We start from the raw sequence: 21,634 nt of genomic DNA, 5'->3' as shown, positions 1-21,634 counted from the left end.
CCCTCTCCCTCCGGGAGAGGGTTTCAGAGGTAACAATGACCGCTATCCGCCCCTGGCTCCTCGTCGCCGCCTTCAGCCTGCTGCTCTTCCTGATCACCGCGGCGACCTATTCGTCGCTGGGCGTGGTGATCCCGGCCATGGTCCCGGAGCTGGGCTGGAGCTGGGAGCACGCGTTCCTGGGCTTCTCGATCCTGGGAGTGTTCACCGGCCTGTCCTCGTGGCTGCCGGCTCTGCTGATCCGCCGGATCGGGGTGCGCGGCACGGTGCTGGTCGGGGTGGCGGTGATGGCCGGCGGCCTGGCCTGCCTGTCGCGGGTCCACGCCCTGCCGATCTATTTCCTGGGCACGGCCCTGTGCGGGGTCGGTTTCCAGATGGCCGCCCTGATCCCCGGCACCCACGTGCTGTCGGCGATCTTCAAGCAGCGGGCCTTGCCGTTCGGGATCTATTTCACCTTCGGCGCCCTGGGCGGGGTGGCGGGGCCGTGGATGGTGGTGAGCATCCTGGGGGCCACCCACAACGACTGGCGGCTGTACTGGGCGCTGCAGGCGGTGCTGGTGGGCCTGGTCGGCCTGGTCTGCGCCGTGGCCGTGGGCGGCCCGCGCTGGCTGGAGCAGGCCGGGGCGGCGCTGGACAAGGTGCTGGACGACGAGGCCAGGGCTCAACACGCCTCCGGCGTCATCCCCGGCAAGGTCTATCACACCGACCACGAATGGAGCGTCCGCGACGCCGTGCGCACGCCGCAGTTCTACGTGCTGCTGGCCGCCTATTTCAGCCACCTGCTGGCCGGGATCAGCGCCGCCAGCCTGACCCAGGCCCACCTGACCCAACTGGGCGTGGCCGGCGCGGTGGCGGCCGGCATGCTCAGCCTGGAAGGCCTGATGCAGGTGGTGGCGCGGCTGGGCGGCGGGGCGATCGGCGACCGCGTCGATCCGCGCTGGCTGCTGGTCTTCGCCCAGGGGCTGCTGGTCATCGGCCTGCTGGCCCTGGCCCGGGCCGACAGCACGCCGCTGCTGGTGCTGTACGCGGTCGGCGTCGGCGTCGGTTTCGGCTTGACCGTGCTGGCCGTCAGCCTGCTGCTGCTGAACTATTTCGGCCGCCGCAACAATGTCGAGCTGTTTTCCCTGACCTGCCTGATCGGGGCGGTGTCGGCGGCGGGACCGTTCATCGGCGGCTTCATGCGCGACCGCCTGGGGACCTTCACCCCGACCTTCCAGCTGTTCGCGGCGGTGACGGCGGTGGTGTTCGTGGCGGCGCTGTTCATGCGGCCGCCTACGGCGCGCGCGACGGCCTGACCTCGGGGGGCGACGGCCAAAAGAAAAGCCGCCCCGACCGGGGTCGGGGCGGCTCGTCTCGGTCGTGGGCTTCAGGCTTAGAACGCGGCCTTCAGCGAAGCGGTGAAGGCGTTGCCGAACACGGCGTTGCCGTACTCGTGCTTGCTGGTGTCCGAATAGCGGAGGTCAGCGGTCAGGTGGTCGGTGACGGCGGCCGAGACGCCGACGTTGAAGGTGTTGTAGCTCTTGCCCAGACCGCCGCCGTAATATCCGGGGGTGTCGACGGTCTGACGGCCAACAGCGCCGCTCAGGGTCAGCTTTTCACCGATCGGAACCGCGCCGTTCAGCTCGTAATAGAGAGCTTCACCGCCATCGAGCGGGAATTCCGGCGAGTAGTACAGGGCCGCGCCCAGGGTGGCCGGACCGAAAGCCTTGGAGGCCGCGGCCTTGACTTCGACGTAGCTGAACGAGCCGGGCGAAGCGACCGGCGGGGTGGTCTTCGGGGCCTTGTCGTCGACATAGCCGTAGTAGATCACGCCCAGGTCGAGGTTGATGTCGCCGATCACCGGCTTCACGCCGGCGTAGACGTCGATCTCGGTCGAGGGATCGTTGGTGCCGAAGTCGACGTTCGAAGCCCAGACGCCCGCATAGCCCAGGCCGTAGGTCACATCGACGCCACCGAACACTTGCGGATCACCCAGGGTTTGGCTGGTGCCGCGGAAGATGTAGTCGCTGGCCACGCCAACATTGTACGAGAGCTTCAGTTCTTCAGCCATCGCGGCGCCGCCCATGGCGACCGAAGCGGCGGCGGCGACCAGCGCCAGTTTCAAAAATTTCATGTGTTCTATCCCCTTATCTCTGTTTTGCCGTTCGAAGGGTTTTGGAGCCTTCGACGTCCAGCGACGCCTGCAAGCGTGTTTGGGCACAACGGGAGTAGTTGTCGGTAACGCCCTTGTTGCAATCTTGCTGGTTAAATCGCCAGCAGAAACGCGCTCGGCGGTGCAAAGTTTGGGCGTAGTGTGACGATTTTGCTTCAGAACTGACGCTGGGCGCCACAGTGTCGAGGTCTGGTTTGTTTATGCTTTACCTGCGGCTTTAGCGCATCGCCAGACTCGCCCCGCCCAGGTGCAAACCGGCGTCGACCAGCAGGGTTTCGCCGGTGACGTGGCGCGACGCGGGCGAGGCCAGGAACACCGCCGCCCCGGCGACATCCTCGGCGGTCGAGGCCACCTTCAGCGGCGTGGCGGCCGCCGCGCCGGCCCGCAGACGGTCCACCCGCTCGGCGTCCATGGCCTTGCCGAACCACGGGGTGTCGATGAAGCCGGGACAGACGGCGTTGACCCGGATGCTGGGCGCCAGGGCCCGGGCCAGCGACAGGGTCATGGTGGTCAGGGCGCCCTTCGAGGCGGCGTAGGGCACCGATGAGCCGTTGCCGACGACGCCGGCGATCGAGGCGGTGTTGACCACGGCGCCGGGCTGGGGCGCGGCCTCCAGCAGGCTGCGGGCGGCCCGCACCATCTGGAAGGCCCCGACCACATTGACCGCGTAGAGGTTCAGGAAGTCCTCGGCGGTGACCGCGTCGAGGTCGGCGTGGTTGGGCGCGAACTTGGTGATCCCGGCGTTGTTGAACAGGGCGTCGATACGGCCCGAGGCGGCGGCCGCCTGGGCGATCCTGCGGCAGTCGGCGTCCTGGGCGACGTCGCCCTGCACCAGCACGGCCTTGCCGCCCTCGGCCGCGATCAGCCGGGCGGTCTCTTCGGCTTCCTCGGCGCTGCGGGCGAAGTTGACGACCACCAGGGCCGCGCCGCGCCGCGCGGTTTCCACAGCCATGGCCCGTCCCAGGCCCGTGGAGGCGCCGGTGACCACCACCGTGAAGCCGTCGAAATCGCGTCCGCTCATCTGTCGTCTCCGCCTAAACGTTTGTTTGAGGCGACGATAGCGACACCGCGCGCGCTTGTCTCGCCAAGCCGCGAGGCCTAAATCCCGCCCATGACCGAACTTCATGTGACCCAGCTAGGCCAGGCGGTCCGCCCCGCCGCCAGCCCCGACCAGGCCGTCCTCGAGCGCGTGCCCAACCCGCAGAGCGACGTGACCTATCTGGCCCGCTTCGTGGCCCCGGAATTCACCTCGCTGTGCCCGGTGACCGGCCAGCCCGACTTCGCGCACCTGGTCATCGACTACGCGCCCGGCGACTGGCTGATCGAGAGCAAGTCGCTGAAGCTCTACCTGACCAGCTTCCGCGACCACGGTTCGTTCCACGAGGACTGCACGGTCAGGATCGGCCGCAAGATCGTCGAGATCGCCCAGCCGCGCTGGCTGCGGATCGGCGGCTACTGGTACCCGCGCGGCGGCATCCCGATCGACGTGTTCTGGCAGACCGGCCCGGCGCCGGAAGGGCTGTGGGTTCCGGAACAGGGCGTCGCGCCGTATCGCGGGCGGGGGTGAGGAGGGTTTAGCCCTTCCATTTCAACTGTCATCCCGGGCCTTGTGCCCGGGACCCATCTGTCCGCCGCAAGTGCGGAGGAGTGGCGCGTCAGCGCGCCAAAGCGCTTCCCGTGTAAACTGAACCATGGCTCCCGGGCACAAGGCCCGGGATGACGGTTCTTAGGAAGGTGATCGCGTTACCCTGTCCACACGCTGGTGATCGCCGCCACGTCCGGCCGGGCCCGCTCCTGCGGGGCTTCCGTCGCCGTGCCCAGGTACAGGAACCCCGCCACCTGCTCGCCGGCCTCGACGCCGAGGATCTCGCGGCCGCGCGGGTCATAGGAATACCAGTCGGTGATCCAGTTGGCGCCCCAGCCCATGGCGGCGGCGGCCAGCAGCATCTGCTGGCAGACGGCGGCGGCGCTCAGGCGCTGCTCCCACTCGGGAATCTCGCCGGGGAGGTAGCGGGAGATCACCGCCACCGCGACCGGCGGCCGGGTCAGCTTGCGCAGGGCGGCGTTGGCCTTGGCCGGATTGGCCTGGCTGTCGGCCAGGGCGGTGATCTTGGCGGCGAAGGCGTCCTTGGCCGCGCCGCGCAGGATCACGAACCGCCAGGGCGACAGCTTGCCGTGGTCGGGAACCCGGGCGGCCAGGCGCAGCAGGTCGGCCAGCTGGGCGTCGTCGGGACCGGGCGCCGTCAGGGTCATGGCCGAGGCCGACCGGCGCTTGGCCAGGAAGTCCAGCACCGCCGGCGAGGGCTCGATCGGCAGGATGTCGCCAAATTGCGGGGCAAGGGGAACGGAACCGGTCAAGACGACCTCCAGGAAGCGCGCTAAGCCTGCACACCTATGGCCGCGTTCCGGTCGCCACAAGTCGCGAGTCGTTCGCATGTCCAATAAACCCGCCAGCCCCAAGCCAGAATGGCTGAAGCCGCACGGCCAGCCCTGGGGCGCCGACGGCGGGAAGGTCGTCTACGACAATCCCTGGATCACCCTGACCGAATACCAGGCCGTCGCCCCGACCGGCCGTCCGGCCCTGTACGGCAAGGTGGCGTTCAAGAACCGGGCGATCGGCGTCGTGCCGCTGCACGACGACGGCACGGTGACGCTGGTCGGCCAGAACCGTTTCCCGCACGGCAACTACAGCTGGGAGATTCCCGAGGGCGGCGCGCCGCTGGACGAGGAGCCGCTGGACGGCGCCAGGCGCGAACTGGCCGAGGAGGTGGGGCTGGAGGCCGCCGACTGGCGCCCGATTCTGGTCATGGAGCTTTCCAACTCGATCACCGACGAGGTCTGCCACGGGTTCCTGGCCCTGGGCCTGACCCCCACGGCGACCGCCCCGGACGAGACCGAGGACCTGGCGATCGCCCGCGTTCCGTTCGGCGAAGCCCTCGACGCGGCGGTGGCCGGACACATGCCGGACTCCTTGACGGTGGCTTTACTGCTCCGGGTGCACCATATGGCGGTCAGGGGCGAGCTGCCGGCCGATCTGGTCAGGCGCGTCCTGGGGTAGGGCGGCGACGGCGGACGGTTCCGCGCGTGAGTCGTCAGAGCTGTGGGACTGGAGCATTTCCTAAAAAGATGCTCTTGTGTCGTGAGGCAAGAGGGAGATCCCGGTGGCCAAGCATCTCGAAGTCGTGACGCAAGACGCCACGCCCCCCGTCTGGGCGGCGCTGCGCAACCAGGCCGAACACGCCGCCAAGGCCGAGCCGGCCCTGGCGTCCTTGCTCAATGCGGTGATCCTCAGCCACGACAACCTGGCCGACGCCCTGACCTTCCAGCTGGCGCGCAAGCTGGGCGACCAGGAAATGCGGGCCATGACTGTCCGCGAGTTCGCCGCCGCCGCCTTCGACAGCGACCCGGCCCTGGTGACCGCCGCCGAGGCCGACCTGATCGCGGTGTTCGAGCGCGATCCGGCCTGCAAGGGCTATGTCCAGCCGTTCCTGTTCTTCAAGGGCTTCCTGGCCCTCCAGACACATCGCGTGTCGCACTGGCTGTGGAGCCAGGGCCGCGAGACCCTGGCCTTCTACCTGCAGAGCCGGGCCAGCGAGGTCTTCCAGGTCGACATCAATCCGGCCGCCCGCATCGGCCAGGGCGTGTTCATCGACCACGGCACCGGCATCGTCATCGGCGAGACCGCGGTGGTCGGCGACGACGTCTCGATGCTGCACGGCGTCACCCTGGGCGGCACCGGCGCCGAGCGCGGCGACCGCCACCCCAAGATCGGCAAGGGCGTGCTGCTGGGCGCGGGCGCCAAGGTGCTGGGCAACATCACCATCGGCGAATACGCCAAGATCGCCTCGGGTTCGGTGGTGCTCAAGCCCGTTCCGCCGCACTGCACGGCCGCCGGCGTCCCGGCCCGCATCGTCAACTGCCCGACCTGCGACGAGCCGGCCAGGACGATGGACCACACCCTGGCCGACGTGGTCTACGACTACGTGATCTAGGCTCGCGGCGCGTCCCTCCCCCTTGCGGGGAGGGTGGCGGCGAAGCCGACGGGTGGGGGCCGGTGCAGGGCGCCTTGAGTCATCAAACCCCACCCGACCCCTTCGGGGCCACCCTCCCCACGAGGGGAAGGGAAGGCGCATAGGGCCCGGACCGGATATGAAAAGGGCCGCCTCGCGGCGGCCCTTCCGCGTTCCTGATCCCGCAGGGCGCCCTAGTACACCACCCCGCCGACGCCGCCGTCGAGGCTGAGGCTCATGCCCGACATGCTCGACTCGCGGACCGTCTCCTCGCGATAGGCGGTGTATTTCTCGACCGTGAGCATCGTCAGGATCTTCACGCCAGCCCCGTAGCGGCGCAGCAGCGAGCGCTCGTTGCAGTCGCGGGCCGGGCGTTGCGGACGGCAGGCGACCGTGCCGCCCTGGGCGCCGGGCGCGTAGTAGAGCGCTTCGTTCTTGCCGCAGAGATAGGTCTCGCCGCCCGAATTGATGTCGCTGATCCCCTCATAGGCGCCGACCACGTACTGCATCCGCGAGCCGGCGATGCAGCGATAGAGCTCGCCGTCGTAGCCGCTGTCGATGTCGCGGTCGGGGGTGACCTGCGAGGCGGGGTGGGGGATGTCGCGGTCGTCCAGGCAGACGGCGCGGATGACCACGCGCTTGAACCTGGTGCGGGTGGCCTCGTAGGCGGCGCGACGGCGGGCTTCGCCGCCCTCGACATTGAGGCCCTGGATGTAGCCGGTCGAGACCGGACCCGAATAGTAGCCGCCGTGCGTGCCGCCGCCGTAATAGACGGTCGAGCCGGCGCTGGCGCCCGCGCCGGCGCTGGAGCCGGCCGAGGCGTTGCTGACGGCCGAGGCGCTGGCGTTGGCGTTGACCACGATCGAGCCGCCGACGTGGATGTTGATCCCGGGGATGTTGACGTTGTGACCGCCGCCGCAGGTGTTGCAGCCGGGCGGCGGGGCGGGCGGACGCGGCGGTGCGGGCGGCGGCGCGCAGCAGGGCGGCGGCGGCGGCGAGCAGCACTGGGCGTAGGCGACCCCGCCGAGCACCAGCGCGCCCAGTCCGGCGGCCAGGCTGAGCACCAGCTTGGGCAAGGTCATTTTCGGCGCCTGCATCAGCGTATCCCCTTCACAACTCGTCGGCGTCGCGCGTGGCCGAAGGCCAAGCAAGAACCACGCCATGTTCGCCGTTCCACCGGACAACTGTCCCAGGACGGCACGGTCCGGGGCCTGGTCCGATTCTCCTTGCAAGCTCGATGCGGTCGAAAAGGACCGCGGAGCGAGCCGCGAGGGGAACGACGATGTTCCATCCAAGCACACAACGGTTGATAGACTATTGGCGTGGCCGGGCCGTTAACGACGCCGTGCCGACCCGCGCCAGCGTCAATCCCGGTGATTTCCTCGACCTTCTGCCGCAGGTCTTCATCCTGGGGCGCGACGGGGTGGGCCGCTATCCGGTGCGCCTGGCCGGCGGTTTCGTCACCGACCTGCACGCCCGCGACCTGCGCGGCGAGGACGCCCTGGGCCTCTGGGCCCTGTCGCATCGCCTGGAGGTCAAGTCGGCCCTGGAGGTCGCGCGCCGCCGGGGCGAGCCGGTGGTGGTCACCGCCGACATCCGCGCCGTCGGGGTCCCATCGGTCGGCATGGAGGTGCTGTTCGCGCCGATGACCGGCATGGACGGCCAGACCGACCGTTTGCTTGGTCTTTACCAGCCGATCGCCATGATCCAGCGACTGATGGGCCGTCCGGCCTCGGAACTGGGCGTGCGCGCGATCCGGAGCCTGGGTCCGGCCAACGAGGAATCGCCGCGCCTGCGGCTGGCGACGCTGCACGGGCGGCGGATCGCCTGACGACATCGAGCTTTTCCGTCCGGGGGGGCGGAAAGGACGGCGCGCCGCAGGGGGCGCGCCGTTGATGGGAAGGGGGCGCTGGAAAGCGACCCCTTCCCATTTCCACGGTCTAGGCCGCGCCGGCGGCGTTCAACTTTTCAATCACCTCGGCGGGCAGGACCAGCCGCGCGGCGCCCATCAGCTCGGTCAGTTGCTCGATGCTGGTGGCGCTGGCGATCGGGGCGGTGACCGACGGGTGGGCCATGATCCAGGCCAGGGCGACCTGGGCCTGGGTGGCCGACACCGCCTTGGCGGCCTCGTCCAGCGCCGCCAGGACCTTCAGGCCCTTGGCGTTGAGATAGTCCCGGGCCACCGTCCGGCCGCGCGCCTTGCCTTCCAGGTCGGCCTGGGTGCGGTACTTGCCGGTCAGGAAGCCGGCGGCCAGGCCGTAATAGGGGATGACGCCGATCTCTTCCCGGGTGGTCACGACGTCGAGCGCGCCCTCGACCTCGTTTCGGTCATAGAGGTTGAACTTCGGCTGGATGGTCTCGTAGCGCGCCAGGCCCCCGTCGGCTGAGACCTTCAGGGCCTGGCCCAGGCGGCCCGGCGTGAAGTTCGAGGCCCCGATCGCCCGCACCTTGCCGGCCTTGATCAGCCGGTCGAAGGCTTCCAGCGTCTCGTCCATCGGGGTTTCGGCGTCGTCCTGGTGGGCCTGGTAGAGGTCGATGTGGCCGGTCTGCAGCCGCTTCAGCGAGCCCTCGACCGCCGAGACGATGTTGGCCGCCGACAGGCCCGGCTGGGCCGGCCACATGGCGACCTTGGTCAGCACCAGCACGTCGTCGCGCCTGCCCCGCGCCTTCAGCCAGCGGCCGATGACGCCCTCGGACTCGCCGCCCGTATGGCCCGGGACCCAGGCCGAATAGACGTCGGCGGTGTCGACGGCGTTGAAGCCGCCGTCCACGAAGGCGTCGAGCAGCCGATGCGACATCGCCTCGTCGGCCGTCCAGCCGAAGACATTGCCGCCGAACACCAGCGGGGCGATCGACAGGCCGGAACGGCCGAGGGGACGGTGGTTCATGGGGAGTGTCCTTCGCTTGTCTTGAATCCTCTCCCTTTGGGAGAGGGTCACGCGGCGGCGGCTCTTCCGTCCTCGAACACCGGCACGTCGATCGGCGCGGCGAGGGTCTTGCCCCGGATCAGGTCCGAGGCCCGCTCGGCGATCATGATCGTGGGGGCGTTGGTGTTGCCGCCGATCAGGGTGGGCATCACCGAGGCGTCGATCACCCGCAGGCCCGCGATCCCCTGCACCCGCAGTTCGCCGTCGACCACGGCCAGCGGGTCGCCCGTCGCGCCCATCCGGCAGGTGCCGACCGGGTGATAGATGGTCTCGGCCTTGGCGCGGATCCAGGCGTCGAGCTCGGCGTCGCTCCGGACGTCGGCGCCCGGCGCGTACTCGGCCTCGCGATAGGGGTCCAGCGCCGCCTGGGCGACCACGTCGCGGGCGATGCGCACGCCCTCGCGCAGGGCGCGGCGGTCCTCGTCGGCGGCCAGGTAGTTGGCCAGGATGGTCGGATCGTCGAACGGGTCGGCCGAGCGCAGGCCGACCTTGCCGCGGCTCTCGGGACGCAGCTGGCAGACGTGCAGGGTGAAGCCGTCCTTCTCGATCAGGGTCTTGCCGTGGTCCTGCATGATCGCCAGCACGCCGTGGATCTGCAGGTCGGGGCGGTCCAGGTCGGGCCGCGACTTCAGGAAGGCGCCCGATTCCAGGAACTGCTGGCGGCCCAGGCCCTTGCCCAGCAGCATGTAGGACAGGCCGGTGCCCAGCTTCCGCAGGCCCTTGTTGGCCGAATAGGCGGTGGTCAGGCCCCGGGTGGTCCACGACAGGCAGACGTCGAGGTGGTCCTGCAGGTTGGCGCCGACGCCCTTGGACTCGTGGACGGTGGCGATGCCGTGGGCCTTGAGGTCGTCCGGATCGCCGATGCCCGACAGTTGCAGGATGTGCGGCGACTGCACCGCCCCGGCGCTGAGCAGGACCTCGGCGTCGGCGTGGGCGACTTGCCTTTCACCGCCCTGGCCGACCACGTATTCGACGCCGATCGCCTTGCCGTTCTCGACCAGGATTCGCGTCGTGCGGGCCTCGGTGACGCAGGTCAGGTTCGGGCGGGCCAGGATCGGGTTCAGGTAGGCGGCCGCCGCGCTGCAGCGCTGGCCGTCGCGGATGGTCAGGTCGTAGGGACCGAAGCCCTCCTGCTGGTAGCCGTTGAAGTCCTTGGTCACCGCGTGGCCCGCCTGGCGTCCGGCCTCGACCAGGGCCCCGTAGAACGGGCTCTTGGACTCGCCGCGCGACACGTGCAGCGGGCCGGACCCGCCGTGATAGGCGTCGCCGCCGGCGTGGTGGCTTTCCGAACGCTTGAAATAGGGCAGGACCTCCGCATAGGACCAGCCCGACAGCCCCATCTGCCGCCACTGGTCGTAGTCGCGAGCGTGGCCGCGGATATAGATCATGCCGTTGATCGCCGAGCTGCCGCCCAGGCCCCTGCCGCGCGGCCACCACAGCTTGCGGTCATTCAGGTGCGGTTCGGCCTCGGTCCAGAAGCCCCAGTTCTGGTCGCCCTTGGCCTTGATCAGCTCGCCGACCCCGGCCGGCATCTTGACCAGCAGCGAGGTGTTCTTGCCGCCGGCCTCCAGCAGCAGGACCTTGACGCCCGGGTCCTCGGTCAGGCGCGCGGCCAGGACGCAGCCGGCCGAACCGGCGCCGATGATGACGTAGTCGTAGCGCGCGGTGGACATGGCCCGACGTCGCCTCCCTGGAATGTTATCGTTGTTAAGACAGAGAGTGGTCCGGGTTTTCGCGGCGGGCAAGAGGGTTTGGCGGGTGTTGGTTCAGGTTAGAGATGACCCTGATTCAAGCTTGCATTGTCAACTTTGCAAATCGCTCGCAACACGCCGCGTTCTGACTCATCGCTGACCTTAGAAGGGGCCGTAGCTGGGCGGATTTCCTCGAGGACGCCGAACAGTTCGAGGCGCTGTTGGACCGCTGTGCCGACATCAGCACTCGGTCGAACCAGGGGCTGAGGCCCACTTCATCGGACGACGGCGGCCAGGGTCGAATAGCCGCGAGTTCCACGGCCGCGGAACAACCCTACCGCTCAAGCTTGGGTGGTTTGTCCACGCCGAACAGGCGCCAGAAGCTTTCGATGAGCGGCTGCACCGCTTGTTCGCCCATCGCATCATCGACGACCTCACCGAGGTAAGCCGAATTGCGCCACGCCGGGCCAACCGGATAGCCGTCGCCCAGCACCATCTGAAAACCTTGGACGCCTTCCACGCTGGCCATGACAATCCAGGGACCTTCTATCCCGTGCGGACGCAGCCGTGCGATGGCGCTGATCACGGCGCCGGGCAGGTAGTCGACGACCTTCTTCGGGAACACGAGGTCCTTGCCCTGGAACTTGCTCCCTATCGCCCACGCCAGATCGACGTAGCCAAGTCGATGGTTGACCGACCACGACCCGCGCTCCCTGCGCCTGATCGAGGTCCACGAGGACGATGAGGCCTTCCAGGCCGACTACATAGTGAATGCCGCCGGATGGATCCGGTGGAAGCACGGCGTAGTCTCGCGTGACGCGGATGTCCCGTGCCTCTCGCAGAACCGATAGAGGCGCGATCGTCACTACAAGGGTTGGACCAGCGACGATACGTGTCGGCATGTCGGCACCCCGGATCGCAGCGACGGCCTTATGGTGGAGGTCTCGGATGCGATCCGGAAAATCCCGCGATGCCGCGAACGCCTGCCTGATCTCAGTCGTGCTCATCTCGAAATTGCTCCGGTTTGCTCGACGGTAGAACCGGCTGCTTTTGTCGTGCGCCACCCTGTGGGGCGCGATCAGGCTAGCACCGACGCGGATGACGAGGACGGACTTGCCGTCCGGTCGTTGCAACTCCCGAACCTTGAAGCTTGGTACGCTGGGGTCGACTAGCGAGCGCAACTGATCGTCGATGCGGCGCAGTTCCTGGTCGAGACCGGTCCGACCGATGCCCGCCACCTCTGCCGCCACGCCGTTCTTGTCCTCGCGCACGCCGATGACGATGTCGCCGCCGTCGGTGTTTGCGAATGCCGTCACGTCGGCGAGGAAATCCCGCACGCCCTTGTGGTCGCCGGATGGAAAAGCCTCTTTGAAATCCAGCGTCCTGCTCTCGCTCCGCTGAAACGTCACAAGCGCTTCGATATCGTCGAGAGTGATCTGGTCCAGCGGGCGTTCGATCATGATGCGCTCAATCCTGGTTGCGCTCGGGGGCGTCGGGCGAACGCTCGGAAGCGTTTACTGGCCAGTTTCCGCCGGTGCGCAGATCTGCAATGTCGCTCGATCCGGCTGGCGCTTGCAGCGAAAGCCGCCAGTCATGGGTTCGAGCCGAACTGAACTCAATGCGCTGAAGCGAGCCGCCCGCCAGGCTAGCATAATCGACCTTCAGCGCGTCCCTGGCGGTGACGAACTCCGGCTCGATCCACATCGCCATGCCAAGGTAAAGTTCGGCCAAGGGCTGGGGTCCGTCAGGTGTCTCGACGGTGACTGTTTCGGGATAGGCAATCCGCGCGGTCCTGACGACGGGGGGCTCGCCTTTTTCGATCTCGCCAAATGGATCGAGGGCTTTCTGAACTTCATGCCACACGTCATTGAGGGACCAGCTTGAGTCGGCGGCCTCGTCCTTGAAGATGGCGGCGAAGAGGTCGACGTCGTGGGGCAGGTGGTAGTCGATCCGCTGAGGTGGCGGGCCCGCTTCGTCGCCTGGCCGGGGCATCCTGACGCCGGCGCCCGCTAGGGCGCACGCTTTGTGCCAGAAGATGACCATCCCTAGGTCGAGGAGTGGGCCGAGATCATCGACCAGAAGCTCGGACACCTTCCGAAGCGAAATTCCGGTGCGGGCCGCGACCAGCTCAGCATCTTTCGAGAAGCCCGCGATACTGACCGCGATCGTGTGATCCGCGCCGATCAAGGTTGGGGAACAGATTTCATCAGCGCCCGCGAGATCAGCTGGCGGTGGCGAGTTTCGCCAGAGGTTCGAGAGAGCCGGTTTGCCAAGCTCGGCATCAATCGTGCCCTTGGGCCATTCTGGTTCAGAAGGGCCGTTGAAAAGCGGTTGGGGGCACTCTCAAATATGCAGCCGAAATCCTCGGGTGAGGATGAACTGGCGTGAGGGGTGCTACGGCGGCGACGCGACGATGCCAACCTCGGTGTACGACCCAGACCAACAACGAACGTCGAAAGCGACGACCAGACGGTCCGGCGTGTCCGCAGAGCCAAGTTCGTGCGCAGTTCTTCAGGCGCGCGCCTTCAGGCCGCCGAGACCGCGTGCGTGGTTAGGCTTGGCTTTCCACCAGGACCGCGCCGTCGGCGACCAGCGCCTCAATGTCCAAGTCGGCGAAAGCCTCCCGGATATCCCGTGACCGACGGGGGTAGCGCACGTTCATTTCGCCAGTGTCCAGCTTGCTTTTGACGAGCTTGAAACTGTCGAACCGCTCGTTGATTTCGAAGAACGCCACGGGGCGATGGCGATCCGACAGCGCCCGGACAACCGAATAGACCACTGCGGTGTCGCAGCGGAGCCCAAAGACGACTTCTTCGAACTCCAACGGCGTGTCGCGAAGCCCCCTTGGCCCAATCAGTCGCCACTCGCGCTCGTAGCGCCACTCCCTGGCCTTCCTGAGAAGAACTGCATCATCGACCGCGCGCGCGGCGGCCGCATCCCTATCAAGCACCATGGCCGCTACCTGGCTGGCAGCGATCAGTCGACCGCCGCCGTACTCCACCCTTCGCAATTGCTCGACGCTGTCGTCTGGGATCGAGTAACCGACGCACAAACCGCGATGCTGGTCGCCGTAATGACTCCACATCAAGGGACAATCGGCGCGTTCGGCCAGCGACACCACGCCTTTGTCGTATCTGGCCAAGAGCTCACGCTCAATCTCGGAGCCGAGAAGGTATTGAAAGGCGTCGCCACCCTGCAAATCCGGGTTTTCGGCCTGGTAGCGAACCTCGTCGACGACACGATCGGCCTCCCGGCGACTACGGTTGGCGATGTGGTCCTGCGTGCGCGGCCCCTTGTACTTGATGGTCTGAGCCGCAGCCGACATCTGCTTGGCGACGCGCTCGCGCACCAGGGCATGGAGCAGCGGTTCGAGTTCGGCCGAGCCGATATCGGTCCTCAGCTTAGGTCGGGAGTCCAACGGGTCGTTGAAGGTGCTCGGCGCAGCGAAGAAGAGATGGTCGCTGATCAGCTGGTCGACGGTCAGGTTGTTGAACGGACGGTACTTATAGACCCGGTTAGGCCGTCTATCGTGGTTGACCATGGCTCTCCCTTTCCATCCCCAGGCCTATCGCCCCACCGATCGCGCCCTCAAGTCGATGATGCAGGTTCCAAGCTCGTCCCCAAGCCGAGTGAATTCCGGCTGGTTGATGACCTTTTGCACAAGGAGCAGAGCCGCGCCCGAAGCGCTGACGATGCAACCGAAGCCCAACATCCCCATAGTGACCTGATAGGGCTGATCGCCAACGGTTCCCCAAATTCGCTCCACGATCCACCAGGTTATGCCCAAGATGACCGTGAAGCTGCCAGCTAGCTTCAGACCCCCGCTCGCGAGCAATCTCACAGGTAGCGATTGGGTCAGTCCCAGTTGAACAAAGCGCTCGTGGTGGGCTTGCTCCTCCAAGCGCTTTTGCCGTCTGGGGCCGGCCGTGAAGGTGTCGCGGAGCCATGTGGACAGCGGCGCCGGCGGCACGGGAAAGCCCTTGCCGGGACGATGGCGGCTCACCACCAGGCGTTCGAAGGCCTCTGCCTCATCTGCATTCATCTGCTTTGCGACGGACAACAGCGCCTGCCGGCGACGCCCGCCGGCATGCAGGCTCGCGAGCGCGGCCAGCCAAATTCGCGCCAGTTCGTCATCGTCGGGGCCGACGCGCGAAACGCCCTCTCCCCAATCAACGATGCTGGGTTCGCCGAGGACCTGGATGAACGCCTCTTCGCCAAGGACCTCGACCGCCTTGATCGCGTGACGCTTCACGTTCTCGCGCTGCTTGGGATGAAAGCGCGCAAGCCAATGCTCGCCCCAGGCGTTGGCCAATCGGCCCAGGGGCGACAAGGTCGGCTCAATAAGCGCCTTCCCAACCGTTCCGCTGGTGGCCAGCTTGCCAATCGCGGCTCCCAGCCCTAGCGCTGCCAACACGCCCTGCGCATCCGCGTCCATCGTCTCCCCTCTCGAAGCTTGACCTGATCATCCGCTATTCTGGCGGGCGAGCTGGCGCCTCGCAACTTGCGAGTTCCGCGTTTGTTCAACGAGCCAGGGAACACCCCGGCGAAGACACCGCTCGAGGCAGCATATTGGATCGGGCGCCCTTGCCTTTGGGTCGAAAGCGGAAACTGGGATGCGGCCGAAAGGCTGACCTCGGAGCCACGACGACGCCGGCGTCGGCAAGGGCAAGCGCATCGTGGGGACAGTTCTAAGTTGGAAGCTGCGCTGAAAGGACAGAGTTAAGTTGCATCGCCAAGCTGTATGATTTGGCGGTTGTCAAAATTCAGTGACTTAACCAGCCACCTCCAACCTGCGCCAACAGCGGGCGCCGTTGGGGCAGGATCACCTACCCCACCCGGGTCACCGCCACGCTCTGCGCCATCATCGTCGCCGATCCGAAGATCGTCAGGAACGCCACGTCCGCCGCGTCGCGGCCGTAGGCGATGCGGACCAGGCCGTCGACCGGGGCCAGGTGGGTGGGATCGAGCAGGCGCCAGCGGCCGCCGACGAACACCTCGACCACGGCGTGGAAATCGGGCCGTTGCAGGCCCGGGGCATAGACGCTGGCCACCCGGGCCGGGATGTCGCCGGCCCGGCACAGGGTGATGGCCAGGTGGGCGAAGTCGCGGCAGACGCCGGCCCGCCGGACATAGGTCTCCAGCGCCGTGGTGCGGGCGTCGCTGCACGGGCGGTATTCCAGGTGGTCGGCGATCCAGGCGGCGACGGCGGCTACGCGGTCGCCGCCGCGCGAGGTCCCGAACTTCTGGTCGGCGATGGTCTCGAAGGTGTCGGAGGGGCAGTAACGGCTGCCGCGCAGATAGGGCAGGGTCTCGACCGGCAGGTCGGCGATGGGGTGCTGGACCGCGCCGGCCAGGTCCATGTCGCGGGCGGCGATCTCGACGGTGGCGTCGTAGGCGATCTCCACCCGGCCCTGGCAGGTGAAGGCCACGCGGCGCTCGCCGGTGGCCGGGTCGTCGCGGCGGGTGAAGGCCACGGGGGGCGTGAAGCTCAGCCGCTCCTCGACCACCGTCTGGTCGTCGGCGACCGCGACCTCGATCTGCAGCAGCGACTCCACGCGCTGGGGGAAATCGTAGTCGAGCCGCGCTTCGATCCGTACGCGCATGGCGGTTCCCCGGTGAGCCGTCAAAGCGGCTCGCCGGGGTGAAGGTTCAAGCCGGCGTCAGTGCTTCTCCACCTTCCCGTTCACATAGTCCATCACGGCCAGCAGCACGCCGGAGACCACGAACGACAGGTGGACGATGACCAGCCACATCAGGCGCGGCTGATCCAGCGCGACCTCCGGCTCGGTCAGCTTGAGGAAGGCCTTGAGCAGGGCGATGGCCGAGATCGCCACGATCGAGGCGATCAGCTTCATCTTCAGACCCGAGAAGTCGACCGTGCCCATCCATTCGGGTTTGTCGGCGCCCTCGGCGAGATCGATCTTGGAGACGAAGTTCTCGTAGCCGGACAGGATGACGATCACCAGCAGGTTGGCCGCCAGCGACAGGTCGATCAGTGACAGGGACAGCATGATGGCGTCCTCGGGCTTCATCGACAGCAGACGCGGCAGCTCGTGCGCCAGCTCCTGGAAGAACACCACGATCAGCGCGGCCAGGCAGACGACCAGCCCGACATAGAACGGGGCCATCAGCCAGCGCGAGGCGAACAGGCCGCGCTCCAGCCACTCTTCCAGGATCGGTTTCTTCATCGGTCGCCTTGTCGCTCGCTCGGGGGTTTAGTCGTACTCCACCACATAGCGCACGGTCTTGCGGCCGCCAGATGGCAGCGCGAAACGCCAGGCCAGGGCGCCCTCGCGGACGTCGTGCCGGCCAGGTTCGGAGACCAGCTTGAAGTTGTCCAGGTCGGACGGCAGGCGCAGCTCGACGGTGATCGGCGCGGTCTTGGCGTTGGTCAGGTCGACCTCGTAGGTGCGGCGGGTCCCGCCCTTGCGGCGGCCCTGCTCGGAGACCAGGCGCGGCCGGACCTGGACGTCCATCGCCTCGCCGATCGCCAGGTCGAACGGCTGGCCGACGGCGACGTCGCGCATGGCCTGCTCGCCGGCGAAGGCCGGGCGGCCGCCGGCCGTCTCCATCACCGCCAGGGCGCCGGACGGCAGCGGCTTGCCCAGGCCGTCGCCGGGCTTGTTCTCCAGGCGCAGCGTCACCCGGGCCGCTTCCGGGCCTTCGGGGTCGTCATAGTCGGCCGAGGCGTCGAGCGTGAACACATAGAGCCGCTGGAAGGACACGGCCTTCTGGTCGAGGAAGGCCACCTGCTTGGTCTGGCGCGCGCCCACCGTGACCGGCTCGGGCAGGGTGTAGAGCTTGTAGTCGCCCAGGTCCGACTGCTCGGCCAGCTTGGACCGGTTGCCGGTGACCGCGATCTCCTCGACGAAGCCGTCGGCCATCGCGCCGGCCCTGGCCATCATCGGCGCGGGTGGCGGCGGCGGTGCGGGCGGCGGCGGTGGCGACCGGCCATGGGTGGTGGTATCCATCGGCCAGCATTGGCGCGAGATCGCCTTGGCCTCGCCGCGGTTGGCCTCGACCGTCTCGCGCGCCAGCTTGCCGGCCACGGCCTGGGTCGGGGCGTCGGCGAAGCTGGTTCCGCCGCTGTTGACCAGGGTCAGCCAGCCGGTCAGGTCCAGGGTCCGGCCGTCCGGATTGATCCGCGCCACATAGTCGGCCTGCCAGTTCACGCCGATCGCCAGGTAGCTCAGGGTCAGGGTGGCCTGCGTCGGCGCTGGCACGTCGATCAGGGTCGACAGGGCCGGCTTGTCGGACAGGCCGGCCGGCACGCTATCGAAGACCAGCCGCTCGACACCGCCCGAGCAGCCCAGGGCCTCGACGCCGGTCGCGGTCTGCAGGACCACGCCGTCGGGCCCCTGGCGGAGGACGACCTCCTCCTGGCTCTGGCGGCCGGTCTTGCGGTTGGTGCGGACGATCTTCACCGACTGGCCCAGCGAGCGTTCCAGCAGGGTCCCGGGGCTGAGCAGGGCGTAGTCGTAGTTGCGCTCGACCGCCTCGCCCGGCAGGCCCTCGACCGCCGCGCTCTGGGCGATCAGCCCGTCGGCGACCCCGTCGAAGCGCAGAGTGTGGCGGCCGGCCGGCAGGAAGACCGTGCGGGTCTCGGTGACCAGGATCAGGCCCTTGGCCATCGCCTGCTCGCGCTGCCAGTCGTCCAGCGCCTGGAACGGACCGGAGTCGCCGCGATAGAGGGTGACGGCCACCTTGTCGGGGGCCGTCGAGGCGATGGTGTCGGCGAAGGCGGGGGAAAAGAACATGAGAGCCGCGGCGAGGGCGAGGCCGATCTCCTGCCTTCCTTCTCCCCTTGTGGGAGAAGGTGTCGGCGTAGCCGACGGATGAGGGGGCGACGGGCGATTACGGGTTGGCTTCGAGAGTTTGCCGGACGGGGCGGCGCGACCCCTCATCCGACCTCCTGCGGAGGCCACCTTCTCCCGCAAGGGGAGAAGGAAGGAGCACGTCGAGGCGAAGAAGGAGTCCTTCACCACCCCGTCTCGACCGTGAAGGTCAGCGTCGTCTCGCCGTTGGCGGGGACGGGCACGCTCCAGCCCAGGGTGCGGGCGTCGATGCGGCGGCTGGCCAGGCTCTCGGCCTTGACCTCGCCGTCGCGCCACAGGCCGCCCTGGCGCAGCTCCACCGTCACCGGCTGGGGCCGGGCGTTGCGGACCAGGTACTTCATCGCGTAGCGCGAGCGGGTCTTGGAGACCTTGGTGTCGCTGACCAGGGTGGCCTGGCTGGTGACGTCGAAGGCGTCGCCGGTCCTGATCGACAGCTCCGAACCGGCCGGGGTGTGGCCCACGGCGTTCTCGCCGATGAACTTCGGGTCGCCGGCCTTGTCGCGCATGTAGACCCGCATGACGCCGGCCGGCAGCTGGTCGCCCAGGCCGGCTAGCTTGGCGTTGCTGAACTGGATGGCCACGGTGGCCGCCTTCGGCTCGGCCTGGCTGGCGAACCAGCCTTCGCGGATCTCGTAGACCTTTTTCGCCGCCACGCCCTGGGCGCTGAGGAAGCCGACCTGCTTGTTCTGGTTGGCGGCGATCGTCGTGCGGTGGGGCAGGGGATAGAGGTAGTAGTCGGCGATCCGCTCCCGATCGCTGCTCTCGGTTCCGGCCTGCTGCATCGACCGGGTGGGCTGCTGGTAGCCTCGGTTGGCCAGGGTGTTGACCCGTCCGGCCACCAGCTGGGTCTCGGCGTCGACGAAGGCCGTGCCCGACTGGTTGCCCAGGGTGATCCAGCCCTGCAGGTCCAGCGCGCCCTTGGCCTCGTCGAACATCGCCACGTAGTCGGCTTTCCACGACAGGCCGGTGGTCAGGTAGCTCAGCGTCGCCGGGGCCGGCCCGGCCTTGTCGGCCTCGACGGTCACCGACAGGGTCGGGCGCGCGCGCAGGGTTTCGGGCACCTTGTCGAAGATCACCCGGGTGGGCACGCCGTCGTCGCGCAGCACCTCGATGCGGTCGCCGATCTTCAGCACCACGCCCTCGTTGGCGGCCAGGACGGTGGCGGTTTCGGTGGTCTCCTTGCCGTCGCCGGGATTGGTGCGGACGATCTTCACCTGCCGGCCGACCGCCTTTTCCATCAGCTTGTCGGGGGTCAGCAGGTCGTAGTCGAAGTTCTGCTCGACCACCGACAGGCCCGGCGCCGACAGGCTGACGGTCTCGGGGCGGATGGCGGCCGAGACGTCCTTGAACTCCAGCTTCTGGCGGCCGGCGGCGAGGTTGATGTCGCGCTGGTCCTGCACCAGGGCCAGGTTGTCGTTGTAGATGGTCACCGACAGCCGGGGGGCGGTCTGGGCCCAAGCCTGACCTTGGGGGGCCGCGCCAGCGACGACAAGGGCGGCGGTGGCCAGCAAAGCGTGACGGAACATGAAGAGCGCCTCCCGAGGTTGCGCTCAAGGTTTCATGCGGTCGCCGGGAAGTCGAGTGGGCGTCAGTAGGGTTCGTGCTGTTCGATGGAGAGGCCGTTCCTCCAGCGCACCTGATAGACGCCGTTCTGGGCGGCGACGATGTGCGAATCCGGGGTCGGGACGCCGCGCCCGACGACGAAGAGGTCGGTCTCGCGGCCGCAGACGGGCGTCCGTCCACGGTTGCCGGCCGCCACCTTCACCTTGCCGCAGAGCCGGCCGTCGCCCGTGGTGGCGTGGATGACGACGCTGTTGCGGGTGCGGTTGTCCACCAGCACATAGCCGCCGTTCGTGCGCATGGCGGCGATCCGGCCGGGCGTGGCGGTGATCGCGACCACCGCCACGGCGACCACCGCCGTCCCGACCAGCACGCCCCAGGTGGTGAGAGACTCCAGGCTCGGCGGCGCGAGATTCAGGCGCTCGTCGCTCATGACGAACAGGCGTCCAGCGCCCAGCGCGGCGGACCGTCCCAGCGGCCCAGGGCGTAGCAGTTCTTCGCCTGGAGCCATCCGGCGGCGATCGTCGGGTCGTTGTCGACGATCCTGACCCGGGCGATCTTCAGGCACAGGGGCGTCGACACCTTGCCCCTGGCCGGAACGACCAGCGTCTTGGCGCTACAATCCGGGGTGGCGTAGTACAGCGAAAGCGTCAGGGGCTGGTCGGTCGGATTGCGGATCTCGACCCGGCGCGCCATCGGAAGCCAGGACGGCGCGGAGCCCGGAGCGATGGTCTGATAGCCCCGGAACGTGGGGAGGATCGCCTCCCGCTCGGCCTTGGGCAGTTTCCACATGGCCAGCATGGCGTCCTGAAGGCTCGTCAACTCTTCGAACGTCTTTGGCTCCGGCCGCGTCTCGACGTGTTCCGGGGTCGCGTCGGGAGCGCGGAACGGCGCGCAGCCGGCCAGGACGCCCAGGGCCAGCAGGCCGGTCGCCGCGAGCCGGCGGGTCACGGCTGGGCCTCCCGCGGCTCCGGATCCTTCGGCCTGGTTTCCTTGGCCCCGGCCTTGCCGAGCAGGTAGCCGATGATGGTGCCGAACAGCCCGAAGGCGGGCGCCACCTGCTGGCTGCTGTAACCCGAGACGAGAAGGGCCACCGAGGCCACCACGACCAGGGTGATGGCGCAGTTGCGGGCGATCTCGTCGGCGGTGATGTTCGCGATCCGGCGCATGGCCGCCAGTTGCAGCAGGATCACCACCAGGCCGAACGCCATGAACAGGGCGGTCAGGTAGAAGGAGTAGGTGTCGAGCGGGTTGTAGGGCGCCGGCTCGTCGGTCGGCGCGGCCTGCTCGGCCGGCGGTTGTTCGGAAGATGGCCCCTGTCCGGACGACGGGGCCGGGGCCGGCGGGCGCTCCGACGACGGGCCTGGCGTCGCCGCCGGGGCCGGGGCCGGGACGGTCGCCGGGGCCCGCGGCGGCGCGCGGTGCGTCGGGGATGACGGCGGCGCACCGGCGGCGGGCGCCA

21 protein-coding genes and 1 pseudogene are annotated in these 21,634 nt (G+C 68.2%); 5 read left to right on the top strand and 17 right to left on the bottom strand.

From position 1 onward, the window contains the following. Positions 1–35: 35 nt before the first annotated feature. Positions 36–1,292, top strand: a complete 1,257-nt coding sequence (locus PMI01_RS22045; RefSeq protein WP_007674438.1) for an MFS transporter — start codon at positions 36–38, stop codon at positions 1,290–1,292. Between the two features lie 77 nt (positions 1,293–1,369). On the opposite strand, the gene PMI01_RS22040 is transcribed toward PMI01_RS22045, so the two are convergent. Further along, positions 1,370–2,110: a TorF family putative porin gene (locus PMI01_RS22040; protein WP_007674437.1), complete on the bottom strand. Its 741-nt coding sequence runs from the start codon at positions 2,108–2,110 to the stop codon at positions 1,370–1,372. 256 nt (positions 2,111–2,366) lie between these two features. Further along, positions 2,367–3,170 (bottom strand): SDR family NAD(P)-dependent oxidoreductase, encoded by an 804-nt coding sequence (locus tag PMI01_RS22035; RefSeq protein ID WP_007674436.1) that lies wholly within the window; start codon positions 3,168–3,170, stop codon positions 2,367–2,369. Positions 3,171–3,260: 90 nt separating this feature from the next. Between PMI01_RS22035 and queF the strand changes: the two genes are divergently transcribed. Beyond that, positions 3,261–3,716 carry a preQ(1) synthase gene (queF, locus tag PMI01_RS22030; RefSeq protein WP_007674435.1) on the top strand — a complete coding sequence of 152 codons (456 nt, stop codon included), beginning with the start codon at positions 3,261–3,263 and terminating at the stop codon, positions 3,714–3,716. Between the two features lie 176 nt (positions 3,717–3,892). Here queF and PMI01_RS22025 read toward each other — a convergent pair whose 3' ends face one another. After that, on the bottom strand, positions 3,893–4,507 hold the full coding sequence (locus PMI01_RS22025) for a nitroreductase family protein (RefSeq protein ID WP_007674433.1): 615 nt from the start codon (positions 4,505–4,507) through the stop codon (positions 3,893–3,895). A gap of 76 nt (positions 4,508–4,583) precedes the next feature. Between PMI01_RS22025 and PMI01_RS22020 the strand changes: the two genes are divergently transcribed. Both PMI01_RS22020 and cysE read left to right on the top strand, forming a co-directional pair. Beyond that, positions 4,584–5,207: an NUDIX domain-containing protein gene (locus tag PMI01_RS22020; RefSeq protein ID WP_007674430.1), complete on the top strand. Its 624-nt coding sequence runs from the start codon at positions 4,584–4,586 to the stop codon at positions 5,205–5,207. A 103-nt stretch (positions 5,208–5,310) separates the two neighbouring features. Further along, positions 5,311–6,141, top strand: coding sequence for a serine O-acetyltransferase (cysE, locus tag PMI01_RS22015; protein WP_007674428.1), 831 nt, complete (start codon positions 5,311–5,313; stop codon positions 6,139–6,141). Between the two features lie 212 nt (positions 6,142–6,353). Here the strand turns inward: cysE and PMI01_RS22010 are convergent, their stop codons facing one another. Beyond that, positions 6,354–7,256 (bottom strand): hypothetical protein, encoded by a 903-nt coding sequence (locus tag PMI01_RS22010; RefSeq protein WP_007674427.1) that lies wholly within the window; start codon positions 7,254–7,256, stop codon positions 6,354–6,356. A gap of 185 nt (positions 7,257–7,441) precedes the next feature. Here PMI01_RS22010 and PMI01_RS22005 point away from each other — a divergent pair, with 185 nt between their 5' ends. Next, positions 7,442–7,990, top strand: coding sequence for a PAS domain-containing protein (locus tag PMI01_RS22005; RefSeq protein WP_007674425.1), 549 nt, complete (start codon positions 7,442–7,444; stop codon positions 7,988–7,990). A gap of 109 nt (positions 7,991–8,099) precedes the next feature. Here PMI01_RS22005 and PMI01_RS22000 read toward each other — a convergent pair whose 3' ends face one another. The 13 genes and pseudogenes from PMI01_RS22000 to PMI01_RS26220 all read right to left on the bottom strand — a co-directional run. Further along, on the bottom strand, positions 8,100–9,047 hold the full coding sequence (locus PMI01_RS22000; protein ID WP_007674423.1) for an aldo/keto reductase: 948 nt from the start codon (positions 9,045–9,047) through the stop codon (positions 8,100–8,102). A 47-nt stretch (positions 9,048–9,094) separates the two neighbouring features. Next, positions 9,095–10,759 carry a choline dehydrogenase gene (locus PMI01_RS21995; RefSeq protein ID WP_007674421.1) on the bottom strand — a complete coding sequence of 555 codons (1,665 nt, stop codon included), beginning with the start codon at positions 10,757–10,759 and terminating at the stop codon, positions 9,095–9,097. A gap of 452 nt (positions 10,760–11,211) precedes the next feature. Then, entirely contained in the window at positions 11,212–12,237 is a 1,026-nt protein-coding gene (locus tag PMI01_RS26580; protein WP_081497729.1) for an AlbA family DNA-binding domain-containing protein, read from the bottom strand. Between the two features lie 7 nt (positions 12,238–12,244). Continuing rightward, positions 12,245–12,964 (bottom strand): hypothetical protein, encoded by a 720-nt coding sequence (locus tag PMI01_RS21985; protein ID WP_051990012.1) that lies wholly within the window; start codon positions 12,962–12,964, stop codon positions 12,245–12,247. Between the two features lie 364 nt (positions 12,965–13,328). Further along, positions 13,329–14,318, bottom strand: a complete 990-nt coding sequence (locus tag PMI01_RS21980; protein WP_007674416.1) for a DUF2971 domain-containing protein — start codon at positions 14,316–14,318, stop codon at positions 13,329–13,331. A 24-nt stretch (positions 14,319–14,342) separates the two neighbouring features. Continuing rightward, positions 14,343–15,212, bottom strand: a complete 870-nt coding sequence (locus PMI01_RS21975; protein ID WP_007674414.1) for a hypothetical protein — start codon at positions 15,210–15,212, stop codon at positions 14,343–14,345. Between the two features lie 391 nt (positions 15,213–15,603). Beyond that, complete coding sequence (locus tag PMI01_RS21970) at positions 15,604–16,380, bottom strand: transglutaminase-like domain-containing protein (protein ID WP_007674411.1); 777 nt, start codon at positions 16,378–16,380, stop codon at positions 15,604–15,606. 57 nt (positions 16,381–16,437) lie between these two features. After that, on the bottom strand, positions 16,438–16,965 hold the full coding sequence (locus PMI01_RS21965; protein ID WP_007674409.1) for a TIGR00645 family protein: 528 nt from the start codon (positions 16,963–16,965) through the stop codon (positions 16,438–16,440). Positions 16,966–16,992: 27 nt separating this feature from the next. After that, positions 16,993–18,534: a DUF4139 domain-containing protein gene (locus PMI01_RS21960; protein WP_007674407.1), complete on the bottom strand. Its 1,542-nt coding sequence runs from the start codon at positions 18,532–18,534 to the stop codon at positions 16,993–16,995. A gap of 221 nt (positions 18,535–18,755) precedes the next feature. Next, positions 18,756–20,138: a DUF4139 domain-containing protein gene (locus tag PMI01_RS21955; protein ID WP_007674404.1), complete on the bottom strand. Its 1,383-nt coding sequence runs from the start codon at positions 20,136–20,138 to the stop codon at positions 18,756–18,758. A gap of 62 nt (positions 20,139–20,200) precedes the next feature. Then, positions 20,201–20,605: a hypothetical protein gene (locus tag PMI01_RS21950; RefSeq protein WP_007674402.1), complete on the bottom strand. Its 405-nt coding sequence runs from the start codon at positions 20,603–20,605 to the stop codon at positions 20,201–20,203. Next, on the bottom strand, positions 20,602–21,123 hold the full coding sequence (locus PMI01_RS21945) for a hypothetical protein (protein WP_007674400.1): 522 nt from the start codon (positions 21,121–21,123) through the stop codon (positions 20,602–20,604). The genes PMI01_RS21950 and PMI01_RS21945 overlap by 4 nt, the downstream gene beginning before the upstream one ends. After that, positions 21,120–21,634 (bottom strand): annotated as a pseudogene (locus PMI01_RS26220) (hypothetical protein); the annotation flags it as partial. The gene PMI01_RS21945 and the pseudogene PMI01_RS26220, both read right to left, overlap by 4 nt.

The organism is Caulobacter sp. AP07 (assembly GCF_000281955.1).
GTDB lineage: Bacteria > Pseudomonadota > Alphaproteobacteria > Caulobacterales > Caulobacteraceae > Caulobacter.
This window is presented reverse-complemented; position numbering and strand designations above follow the sequence as displayed.